This is a genomic window from Bradyrhizobium sp. 139 (assembly GCF_023074175.1).
Taxonomy (GTDB): domain Bacteria; phylum Pseudomonadota; class Alphaproteobacteria; order Rhizobiales; family Xanthobacteraceae; genus Bradyrhizobium.
In genome coordinates, this window is sequence record NZ_JADPKS010000045.1 from 158,699 (window position 1) to 170,165 (window position 11,467).

The following is an 11,467-nucleotide window of genomic DNA, read 5'->3' on the forward strand; positions in this document are numbered from 1 at the left end:
GGGCGGCTGAAGCCGGCGCAACCCAAATGGACACCTTCCGCTCGCTCGTCGCGCTCCTGGCCCGGCGCGCCGCGGACCAGGGCGACGATCGCGCCTATATCTTCGTCTCCGATCGCGGGGCGGAGGAAGCTGTCCTCAGCTTCCGCCAATTGCATGACGCGGCAACCGCGCTCGCCGCCCGCCTGGCAGCGACCGCGCGGCGTGGGGACCGCGCCATCCTGGTGTTTCCGCCCGGGCTCGAATTCGTGGTGGCGTTCTTCGGCTGCCTGATGGCCGGCATCATCGCCGTGCCGATGATGATGCCGCGGCGAAACAGCGCCCGCGATGCCAGCGCGGCAATCCAGGCCAATTGTACGCCGGCAGTGGCGCTGACCACTTCCGCCTTCGCTCTGCGCGGTGATTTGCAGGCGCGCTTTGCGCAGGAGGACATCCGCTGGATCGAGGTCGATCTGACCGCCGGTAGCGGCGCGATAGTCGATCTGCCCGAGCCGGCCCCGGACGACATCGCCTTCCTGCAATACACCTCCGGCTCGACGTCCGAACCCAAGGGCGTGATGGTGAGCCACGCCAACCTGCTCGCCAATCTCGAGATGATCCGCCTCGCGCTCGGCAACACCAGGCAATCGACCTACGTGAACTGGGTGCCGCTCTATCACGACATGGGGCTGATCCTGAACGCGCTGCAGACGCTCTATGTCGGGGCGACCTGCGTGCTGATGGCGCCGAACGCGTTCATGCAGCGGCCGCTCGGATGGCTGCGCGCGATCTCGCATTATCGCGCAGAAGTCGCGTGCGGTCCGAATTTCGGCTTCGATCTCTGCGTCAGCCGCTGCCGTTCCGACCAGTTGGACGGCATCGACCTGTCCTCGGTCAAAATCGCGCTCAACGGCGCCGAGCCGGTCCGAGCGGAAACCATCGAACGGTTCATCGCGACATTCGCAGCCCACGGCTTCGATCCGCGCGCGATGTATCCGGCGTACGGCATGGCCGAGGCGACACTCCTGATTTCCGGCGGCAAGCGCGGTGACGGTCACGTCACGCGCAATGTCAGCCGCAAGGCACTCCAGGGGCATGTGGCGGAGGGGCCTTCCAATGCGGACGATACGCAGACAGTGGTCGGCTGCGGCCGCGCACTCGCCGGCGAGCAGATCGCGATCGTAGACCCGGAAAGCCGCAGGCGCCTGCCGGCCGACAGCGTCGGCGAGATCTGGGTCAGCGGCGCCCACATCGCTCGCGCCTATTGGCGCAATGAAGAGGCCACACGCGATGGGCTCAACGCGGGGATCGCGGGCGAAGACGATCCATGGCTGCGCACCGGCGATCTCGGCTTCCTTGATGCCGACGGCGAATTGTTCGTCACCGGGCGGATCAAGGACCTCATCATCATCCGCGGCATCAACCATTATCCGCAGGACATCGAGCGCACGGTGCAATCGCTCGACGGAGCCTTGCGCGAAAACTGCGGCGCGGTGTTCTCGGTACCGGACGAAAGCGGCGAGGAGACGCTGGTCATCGTTCAGGAGGTCGAGCGCACCGCGCGTCACACGATCGACGTTGCCGAGATCCAGGGCCGGATCCGAGAGGCCGTCGCAGACAGCCACGAGCTCTCGGCTCGCCACATCGCGCTGATCCGTCCCGGCGCGCTGCCGAAGACCACCAGCGGCAAGACTCAGCGCAAGCTGGCGCGCAGGCTCTGGCTCGACGGCAGTTTCCAAGAGATAGCTTGAACCGGATAGCTTGAGCCGGATAGCTTGAGCCGGATAGCTTGAGCCGGATAGCTTGAGCCGGATAGCTTGAGCCGGACGCTGCTCAGAAATCGATCCGCGCGTTCTCTCCGTCGCGCAGGCTCGCAATAATGCCCTGCTCGATCAGGCCCGCGAGTCTCGATCGGTAGTGGATGAAGTCGGCGAAGTTGGCGCGCTCGCGGGTCAGATCGTTGTCGACGCGGTAGTTGACAAAGTTGCTGCGCGGCCGTCCGGCCACAACCGCCTTCAGCGCGGCATCGCAGGCGCTGCGCTCCAGCGCCGTGTCCGTTCCGGGTTTTAGCACCGTGGCTGCAAAGGTCGGCGGCACGATGATGACGACCGGCACATCGGCCGGCAACTTCCTGACAATATCCGTCAGCGCGACGATCTCGGGAAATGCCGCCCGCATCTCGGTGGACGCTGTCGGCACGGGATCCCTGGGCCAGCCGACCTCCTTGAATTGGCCGGGCGGCCAGATGTCCTCGTAGCTGACGAAGCCGTCCGGATTCATCCGCTGCCGCCGGCCAAGCCCGATGCTCAGCCGCTGAAATGCCTGCTCGATCGCCTGCCAGGAGATCAGCCGCACCGCATAGCTGACGACGCTCTTGTCATAGAGCCAATAGGGGAACGGAACGCCCTCCTCCTTCGGCCGCGCATGCACGCACCAGCCGGGGTCGGCCGCGATCACCAGCGCGCCGACCTCCCCGTGATTCCGCAGGAAGAAGTCGAGCACCGCGAGCTGTTCGCGTGGGCTCGAGCCGGTCATGTAAAGCTGCACGAAGCGCAAATCCGTTGCGCGCGACAATTCCGCCGGCTCGATCATCTGCGCGGTCGAGTTGCCGAGGATGGCGGCGTTGAAGTTTGCATCGCGCGCGCGGCTCGCCGCCGTGATCTGCGTCAGACGATTGTCGACGCCGTCGATGCCGAGCAGGCCGAGCTTGCCGCTGTCATAGGGATCGACCACCACCATCAGCGCAAGCACGAGCAATGCGCCGCCGATCAGCGTGCCCAGGCACACCGCCAGGCTGCGGCCCCAGCCGGGGTCGGTCTCAGAACTTGAAGTAGGCGAACTCATGCAGATCCCGACCACCCATATGGAGCAGCAATGCGAACAGCCCGATGCCGAGCAGGCCGGCAAGCAACGGATTCGGCCGCCGCGTGAACATGGCGACGATGTCCTGGCTGGCTGGCAGCAGGAAGGCAAACAGCGGCGCTGCGATCAGCGGCCACAGATGCTTTCCGCGCTCCAGCGGCAGCGGCGAAACCAGTCCGGAGAAGATATGCCAGGCCGCCTCGACGGACCCCGCGCGAAAGATCACGCCGGTTGCAAGCACGAACAGCACGGTGAGCGCCCAGCCGAGCCATGACGGAAAATTCGGACCATAGCGGCGCCACAACGCGCAGGCGACCAGCGCAAGCCCGTGCAGCACGCCCCACAGCACGAAAGTCCAGTTCGCGCCGTGCCACAGCCCGCACAGTGTCATGGTGGTCATCATCGCGGCGAAGAACTGGATCGGCAGCCAGCGCCGCGGCAACAGACGCATGTTGACCAGCGGGTAAAATACGTAATCGCGCAGGAACAGCATCAGGGTGATGTGCCAGCGCTGCCAGAAATCCTGGATGTTGGTCGAGCGCAGCGGCGCATTGAAATTGTAGGGGAGCTGCACGCCCAGCAGCAGACCGAGGCCGATCGCGATATCGGAGTAGCCGGAGAAGTCGAACAGGATCTGAAAGGAGAAGCAGAAGGCGAGCCAGGCATCGCCGCTCGGCAGCGGCCCGCTCACGGCCTGCGCATAGATCGGGTCGAGCAGACGCGCGACGCCGTCGGCGATCACGACCTTCTCGAACAGGCCGAGCGCGATGAAGCAGGTCGCAATGCAGAACTGGCGCTGCCAGCCCGGCACGTAAACCCGCCGGCCGAACTGATGCATCACCTCCGACCAGCGCGCCAGCGGCCCGGCGATCGCCTGCGGGAAGAAGGCGATGTAGAGCGCGTAGCGATCGAGCGGATAGAGCGGCGCCTTGCCGCGCTTCAGATCGACCAGATACATGATGTGGTGGAAGGTGAAGAAGGAGATGCCGAGCGGCAGCCCGATGTCGAGCGCCGGGAAGGTCGTGCCCAGCACGAGGCCTAGATTGGCAAGTACGAAGTTCGCGTATTTGAACAGCGCCAGCACGCCAATATCGACCACGATCACGAGCGTGAGAAGCATCGCCCATTTCATGCGGCCATAGGCGACCGAGGCGAGCCAGTTGATCACGATCGAGGCGATCAGAAGCAGGATGAAGGACGGACTGCCCCAGGCATAGAACGCGAGCGACAGCGCAACCTGCACGCCGATCCGCCAATGCGGATAGGGATCGGCCAGCCGGCAGATCAGCAGCGCCGCCGGCAGGAAGACCAGGAGAAAGGGGTAATCGTTGAAGAGCATCGGATCAAAGCCGCGCCATCACCGGCGTTGCGCCGGTCGATGATGCTCAGCCCGTTTCCAGGTCGGACGCAGCATCGCCCGGCTGCCGCAGCATGCGCCGCGCGATCTTCTCCTCGCTCGGCACCTTGACGTCCCAGGCAAGCCCGAGCGTCTCCAGCGCGCGGATGAAGATGAAGCCGGGATCGAACTCGAACCAGCGCAGGCCGAAGGCCGCGGAATACGGGAAGGCATGGTGATTGTTGTGCCAGCCTTCGCCCCAGGCGAGCCAGGCCATCACGCCGAGATTCCTGCTGTTGTCGTCACGGGTGACGAAGGGCTGCGCGCCAAATGTATGCATGATCGAGTTGATCGCGGACATGGTCTGCTCGACCGCGAACATGCGGACCACGCCGCCCCACAGAAAGCCGCTCAGCGCGCCCCACAGGCTCATGGTGGCCAGGCCGCCGATCACCGCCGGCAGCAACAGGCCGAGCGCGACCCAAGTGTAATAGTAGCTGTTGACGGCAACCAGCCTGCGGTCCGCCATCAGGTCCGGCACGTAATGCGCGACGTTGGGATAATCGTGCTCGATCATCCAGGTCAGATGCGCATGCAGGAAACCGCGCAGGCGGCCAAGCAGGCCATCGCCATGCAGAAGCGGCGAATGCAGATCGCCGTCGTGATCGGACAGCTCGTGGTGGCGCCGGTGCATGGCCGCCCAGGACAGCATCGGGCCGCGCCCGGCCATCGATCCCATGACGATGAGGATTGCGCTCATCGGGGTGGACGTCGCAAAGGCGCGGTGGGTGAACAGGCGGTGATAGCCGACCGTGAGGCCGAGCCCGGTGACGAGCCAGAAGCCGAAGAACAGGCCGAGCTCGATCGAACCGATCGTCCGGTAGAACAACAGGCCCAGTGCGACCAGCGTGCCCACGAAGGGAAGCACGTCGAAGATGATGAAATGCCGCCGCTGCATCCGGTGAAAATGCCGGCTGCGGATGATGCGGTGATCGCGTTTTGATTGCACGGCCGGGATTCCAAGGACGCAGCTATGAGTACATAGCCGCTGCGCGAACGCAACCCAAGCCGCCGCCCAAGGTTTCAACAGGCACGAAAGTCTGTAGAATAGGCTCGCCGCGCCAAAACGCGCTCAAATTCGGCCTTTTCCGCTTGCCCTGCGAGTCACCATGCCATCACGTGCTGCGACAATTCTGACTGTGATCTCGGTTGTGATGGCGGGAGAGGCCATGGGATTCGATCTCGAGGCGCATCGCGGCGGGAGGGCGCTGTTGCCGGAAAACACCCTGCCGGCCTTCGCCAATGCGCTGTCGATGTGACCGACGCGCTGGTTTCAGAGGCCCAGACGCTCGGACTGCGCGTCGTGGTGTGGACCGTCAACAAGCGTGACGACATGGCGCGCATGATCGAGGTCGGCGTCGACGGCATCATCTCGGACAGGCCCGACCTGTTGCGGCAGGTCGCCGGCGAAAAGGGAATTGCACTGCCGGCGGGGACGCCGGTGGTGCCGTAACTCGGAGCCATTCCTTGTAGCCCGGATGGAGCGAAGCGAAATCCGGGAGCTGTGTCCGCCGCGCGAAAGCACCCCGGATTGCGCTGCGCTCCATCCGGGCTACGAAGCCTACTCCCCATCCCTCAGGCGCCGATAGAGCGCCCCTAGGATGTTGGAATAGTCGTCGGTCCAGACCCGCACCCGGTCGTCGGCTTCGGTCTGCTCCCACACCTTGGCGGAGGCGATCTTACCGACGTCAGCCTCCTCGCGCGCGGAGATGACGACGTCGGTCGAAAAGATGTAGTCGCCGTCGCGCCCGGAATCCTCGTTGAAAACCCAGCTCTTCAAATCGTTGGCATCGGCGATTCCGACCACGACGGTCTCGAGATCGAGGTGCCGGTTGGAGACGTGCATCACCACGGCGCCGTGCGGAGCCAGCTTGTCCTTGTAGATCTTCATCGCCTCTTCGGTGGCGAGATGAATCGGAATCGCATCCGACGAATAGGCGTCGACGACGATCAGATCATAAGCGCCGTCGGGCTCTTTCGCGAAGGTGAGGCGAGCATCGCCGATCACCGGCTTCAGGCCCGGCATGCAGCCCGATATGTAGCGAAAGTTCTTCGGATCGCTTGCCGCGTCGACCATGGACTGGTCGATCTCGAAGAAGGTCCAGCTTTCGCCCGGCTCGGCGGCGCAGGCGAGCGTGCCCGATCCGACGCCGATCGCAGCGACCTTCAGCGGCGCGCCCTTGCGCTCGCGGATCGCGGTGACGGCCTGACCGATGCCGCCGTCCTTGTGGTAGTAGGTGATCGGCTCGGGCCGGCCGACGACCGGCGTTCCGTCATTGTTGCGGAAGCGCTCGGCGCCGTGGATCGTGGTGCCGTGCATCAGCACGTGGAAATAGCCGCCGGGCGTCACCACGATCTTGTGCACGCCGAAGAAACTGCGCACCGTCGTGACGCGGCCTTCGTCCGCGGGATAAACGCGGATCAACGCCAGCGCGAGCGCGGCGGTGGCGAATATCTTCCAGCGGCCGGCATTGAGCGCGAGCGCCAGAAGTGCTGCGAGCACGCCGACGGCACCCGCGACCCAGACGCGGTGATCCTCGAACCAGGTCGAGAGATTGCCGGTCGCGTAGGACGGCGCAACGAGTGCTACCGCGAGCGCCGCAAGTGCCAGCCAGTACCATTTGACAATGCCCGCCAGCCGCTCGTTCGCAGGCGGTCGGCACAGCGCGGCGAGCGCGATCAGAATCGGATATTCGGCGATCCAGGAGAAGGTGAAAGGCGCAACAAGCCCTGCGAACAGGCCGCCGACCATGCCGCCGAACGACAGCGCGACATAGAAGCCCGTGAGATATTTGGCGGCCGGCCGTGTCCGCGCCAGTTCGCCATGGCAGGCCATGGCGATGACGAAGAAGCACAATTGGTGGCCGCCGAGGGTCAGCAGCAGATTCTGTTCGCCGCCGAAAGCCAGCAGGAAGATGACGCCCGCGATCGCGACCGGCTGGAGCATCAGCATCCATTTATGCGGCAACAGCGGCCGCGACTGGAACACCACCACCCAGGTGAGCAGATACAGCGACAGCGGCAGCACCCAGAGCAACGGCGCCGCCGCGACATCGGTCGAGATGTGCGCGGTGACGGCGATGAGCAGGCCGGACGGCACCGCGGCGAGGAATATCCAGCGCAGCCGCATCACGAGGCCCGGCGCGGGCGCATTGACATCCTCGGATTGCGCGTCTGCCACGGCAAGCTTCGGCGAGCGCAGCAGCAGCACGCCGCAGGCGGCAAGCAGGAGGATCAGAAGGCCATAGCCGAGGGTCCAGAACCGGTTCTGCGTGTGCAGCGTGAACATCGGCTCCAGCAGGAACGGATAGGACAACAGCGCCAGGAAGCTGCCGATGTTGGAGGATGCATAGAGAAAATAGGGATCGTGTCCGGCAGGATGGCCGGTGCGGACGAACCAGGCCTGGAGCAGCGGATTGTTGGCGGCGAGCGCGAAGAACGGCAAGCCGATCGAGACCACGAACAGGCCGAGCAGCCAAAACGCATAGCCGGAGGCCGGTGGCTCGCCATAGGCGGTGGCGATGCCGAGCGGCAGCGTGGCGAAGGCCGCGATCAGCAAAATCAGATGCACCGCGACCGGAACGATGCGGCTCCTGATCTGCATCAACAGATGCGCATAGGCATAGCCGGCCAGCAGCAGCGACTGGAAGAACACCATCGCCACCGACCATACCGCCGGCGAGCCGCCGAGCCGCGGCAGCACCATCTTCGTGAACAGCGGCTGCACCGAGAACAGCAGCAGCGCGCTGACGAAGATCGCGGCGGTGTAGACCGTCAGCAGCAGCCGGTTGCGCGACGAGGACGGCTGCTCCGTAGCGGCGGGTTGTACGATCGAATCCATGGAAGCTCCGGCTCAAGCCCCGGCAGGCGCCGGAGGTGCGCAATGGAGCACAAGGCACCTGAACGGGCAATAAAGGCTCTCGTGATGTTGCAGCGAGGAATGCCTGATATACAGATGTCATTCCGGGTCGGGTCCTTCAGACCATCCCGGAATGACAGCGGAACAAATTGAACTGGTCATGATCGAAACCGACGTCGTCATCATCGGCGCTGGCCATAACGGCCTCACCTGCGCGGCCTATCTCGCGACGGCGGGCTTGCGCGTGCGCGTGGTCGAGCGCCGCAAGGTGGTCGGCGGGGCGGCGGTCACGGAGGAGTTTCATCCGGGCTTCCGCAATTCGGTCGCGGCCTACACCGTGAGCCTGCTCAATCCGCAGGTGATCCGCGACCTCGGGCTGGCCGAGCAGGGTCTGCGAATCGTGGAGCGGCGCGCGCAGAATTTTCTGCCCGCGCCCGATGGCAGCTATCTGCTCACCGGCGAGGGACGGACGAAGGACTCCGTGGCGCGGCTGAGCACGCATGACGCAAACGCGCTCGACGGGTTCTCTCGCGAGCTGGCAGATATCGCCGACGTGCTCAGACAATTCGTGCTGCGCGCGCCGCCCAATATGGTCGACGGCTTCGGCACGGCTGCTGTCCGCGAAGCGGTGAACGCGTTCCAGAGCGCCAACATCCTGCGTGGGCTGACGCTGGAGCAAAGCCGCAGCCTGCTCGATCTCTTCACCCGCTCGGCCGGCGAGATGCTGGACGAGCGCTTCGAGCACGATCTGGTCAAGGCGCTGTTCGGCTTCGATGCCATCGTCGGCAATTATGCCAGTCCGTACGCGGCGGGCTCGGCCTATGTGATGCTGCATCACGCCTTCGGCGAGGTGAATGGCAAGAAGGGCGTCTGGGGCCACGCCGTCGGGGGCATGGGCGCGATCACACAAGCGATGGCGCGCACCGCGCAGGGCCGCGGCGTCGCGATCGACACCGATGCGGGCGTGCGCGAGGTGATCGTCGAGCGTGACCGCGCGGTCGGCGTGGTGCTGGAGAACGGCCAGACCATTCGCGCGAAGTACGTCGCGGCCAACGTCAATCCAAAGCTGCTCTATACGCGGCTGATCGCGGCCGACGCCCTGCCCCGAGACTTTCTCGCCCGCATCCGGCACTGGAAGAACGGCTCCGGCACCTTCCGCATGAACGTGGCGCTGGACCGCCTGCCCTCCTTCACCGCGCTTCCGGGCGATGGCGATCATCTCAGCTCCGGCATCATCCTGGCGCCGAGCCTTGGTTATATGGACCGCGCCTGGCTCGATGCCCGCGCGCACGGCTGGAGCCGTGACCCTGTGATCGAAATGCTGATCCCCTCCACGCTCGACGACACGCTCGCACCCGCGGGCAAACACGTCGCGAGCCTGTTCTGCCAACACGTCGCGCCCGAACTGCCCGACGGAAAGTCCTGGGACGACCATCGCGAAGAGGTCGCCGACCTCATGATCGCGACGGTGGACAAATATGCCCTGGGCTTTGCGGCAAGCGTGCTCGGCCGCCAGATCCTGTCCCCGCTTGATCTCGAGCGGCAGTTCGGCCTCCTCGGCGGCGACATCTTCCATGGCGCGCTGACGCTGAACCAGCTGTTCTCGGCGCGGCCGATGCTGGGCCATGCCGATTATCGGGGTCCCCTGAAGGGCCTCTACCATTGCGGCTCCGGCGCCCACCCCGGCGGCGGCGTCACCGGCGCTCCCGGCCACAACGCCGCGCAGGTGATCTTGAGGGATCACCGGTCGCTGTTCGGAAGCCGTGTATAGGTCTGTGGATGAGCTGTGGACAGGCTGTTGGCAGGGCCGTGAGAAAGTAGTGGGTAACCGGTGCGTGGCTCGCCCGGCGAACTGCGTACAAGGCGGTGAAAATGCTGGCGATAAGTGGCGCGATAAGGCCGTGGACAATGTCCGGAAAACGAGCGGACGGCCGGGGGTCGGTCATTCCCTGAGCCCCCAAAACGACATCGCCCGCCAGGGGCAATTCCCCGTGCGGGCGATCGTCAGGAAACAGCCTCTGAAGAAAGTAGCCCCCACTGGGAAATGGGAGGCGGAAATTACTTCAAGGAGGTGCTAATCGAACCGAACTTCTCGTTCAAGCTGGTGCCCAAGCTGTTCACCACAGTGATGATCGCCAGCGCGATGCCGGCTGCAATCAGGCCGTATTCGATTGCGGTTGCACCGGATTCGTCCGACCAGAACTTCGAAATCATGCGCTTCAAGACTCGCCTCCATTCAATTGCAAAGTGTGTTGGTCGATCCAACATCCGGATATCTACGCGGCACAGCCTGCGGCCGGGTTAACTCAAGAACTACAAGTTGTACGGAAATTAGGAACAAAAGTTCCAAAAAATTGGCTCAACGGACCCTCGGATGCAGCTTTCCTCCACACATCGCGCCAGCTTTTCGATCGGCACTGAGGCCGCGGCCAAGCGCGTCGTCGACGTGCTCACAGAGGTCTTTTTCGAGGGCGATGCAGCAGTCGCCGCTTTCGAGCGGCCGGACGGACAATGGGACGTCACGCTCCATTTCGCCGAGATGCCCGACCAGGCATTGCTGCGCGAACTCGTTGCAACTTCAGCAGGAAATGACGTCGCCGAAACGCTCATCTTCGACATCGTCGAGGCCAAGGACTGGGTCAAGGCGAGCCTTGAAGATCTCGTTCCGGTGCCGGCCGGGCGCTTCGTCGTGCACGGCAGCCATGACCGCGACCGCGTCGCGCCGAACAAGCTTGGCATCGAGATCGAGGCAGCGCTCGCCTTCGGCACCGGCCATCACGGCACCACCCGCGGCTGTTTACTGTTGCTTGACCACGTTTTGAAGAGTTCCCTGCCGAGGAACCCGCTCGACCTCGGCACCGGAACCGGCGTGTTGGCAATCGCGGCGGCGAAAGCGCTGCATCGCGCGGTGCTCGCCTCCGACATCGACCCGCCTTCGGTGCGGGTTGCGGCCGAGAACGCGACGCTGAACGAAGTCGGCAACCAGGTGCGGGCGATCCGCGCCACCGGCTTCGCTGCGCCGGACTTTGCCAGATGCGGCCGGTTCGACCTGGTCCTGGCCAACATCCTTGCCAACCCGTTAAGGCAATTGGCCGGCCCGATGGCGCGGCACCTCGCACCCGGCGCCCGCGTCATCCTCTCGGGCCTCTTGACCCATCAGGCCCCCGCCGTGATCGCCGCCTACCGCGCACGCGGCCTCGTGCCGCTGCGGCACCTGCGGATCGAGGGGTGGAGCAGTTTGTTGCTGCGGAAGGTGGGATGAGCCAGCGTAGATGCCGTAGCAACCATTAAGTATGGCCCCCGATTTCCGCAAGCATGACGCCGCGCTTGCGGCCGTCAAGGCGTGGCCTGTCGGCAGCGGATGTGAGGAGAGG

General features: G+C 64.7%; 8 protein-coding genes and 1 pseudogene. 4 read left to right on the forward strand and 5 right to left on the reverse strand.

Annotated elements, in window-relative coordinates; genetic code table 11:
* The first annotated feature begins 26 nt into the window (after window positions 1-26).
* The gene (locus tag IVA80_RS11795) at window positions 27-1,727 is read left to right on the forward strand and encodes a fatty acyl-AMP ligase (RefSeq protein WP_247429468.1); all 1,701 of its coding nucleotides are present in this window, start codon (window positions 27-29) and stop codon (window positions 1,725-1,727) included.
* Window positions 1,728-1,809: 82 nt separating this feature from the next.
* Here IVA80_RS11795 and IVA80_RS11800 read toward each other — a convergent pair whose 3' ends face one another.
* The 3 genes from IVA80_RS11800 to IVA80_RS11810 are packed head-to-tail and all read right to left on the reverse strand — an operon-like array spanning window position 1,810 to window position 5,183.
* On the reverse strand, window positions 1,810-2,820 hold the full coding sequence (locus IVA80_RS11800) for a hypothetical protein (protein ID WP_247429470.1): 1,011 nt from the start codon (window positions 2,818-2,820) through the stop codon (window positions 1,810-1,812).
* Window positions 2,795-4,177 (reverse strand): MBOAT family O-acyltransferase, encoded by a 1,383-nt coding sequence (locus IVA80_RS11805; protein ID WP_247429472.1) that lies wholly within the window; start codon window positions 4,175-4,177, stop codon window positions 2,795-2,797. Before IVA80_RS11805 ends, IVA80_RS11800 begins: the two co-directional genes overlap by 26 nt.
* 46 nt (window positions 4,178-4,223) lie before the next feature.
* Window positions 4,224-5,183, reverse strand: coding sequence for a fatty acid desaturase (locus tag IVA80_RS11810; RefSeq protein WP_247429475.1), 960 nt, complete (start codon window positions 5,181-5,183; stop codon window positions 4,224-4,226).
* Window positions 5,184-5,486: 303 nt separating this feature from the next.
* Here IVA80_RS11810 and IVA80_RS11815 point away from each other — a divergent pair.
* Window positions 5,487-5,687 (forward strand): annotated as a pseudogene (locus tag IVA80_RS11815) (glycerophosphodiester phosphodiesterase family protein); the annotation flags it as partial.
* Window positions 5,688-5,795: 108 nt separating this feature from the next.
* On the opposite strand, the gene IVA80_RS11820 reads toward IVA80_RS11815, so the two are convergent.
* Window positions 5,796-8,075: a fused MFS/spermidine synthase gene (locus IVA80_RS11820; protein WP_247429477.1), complete on the reverse strand. Its 2,280-nt coding sequence runs from the start codon at window positions 8,073-8,075 to the stop codon at window positions 5,796-5,798.
* 178 nt (window positions 8,076-8,253) lie between these two features.
* On the opposite strand from IVA80_RS11820, the gene IVA80_RS11825 reads away from it, so the two are divergent.
* On the forward strand, window positions 8,254-9,864 hold the full coding sequence (locus tag IVA80_RS11825; protein ID WP_247429479.1) for an NAD(P)/FAD-dependent oxidoreductase: 1,611 nt from the start codon (window positions 8,254-8,256) through the stop codon (window positions 9,862-9,864).
* Between the two features lie 287 nt (window positions 9,865-10,151).
* Here the strand turns inward: IVA80_RS11825 and IVA80_RS11830 are convergent, their stop codons facing one another.
* The gene (locus tag IVA80_RS11830; protein WP_247429481.1) at window positions 10,152-10,316 is read right to left on the reverse strand and encodes a Flp family type IVb pilin; all 165 of its coding nucleotides are present in this window, start codon (window positions 10,314-10,316) and stop codon (window positions 10,152-10,154) included.
* Between the two features lie 151 nt (window positions 10,317-10,467).
* Here IVA80_RS11830 and IVA80_RS11835 point away from each other — a divergent pair, with 151 nt between their 5' ends.
* The gene (locus IVA80_RS11835; RefSeq protein WP_247429483.1) at window positions 10,468-11,355 is read left to right on the forward strand and encodes a 50S ribosomal protein L11 methyltransferase; all 888 of its coding nucleotides are present in this window, start codon (window positions 10,468-10,470) and stop codon (window positions 11,353-11,355) included.
* Window positions 11,356-11,467: the final 112 nt, after the last annotated feature.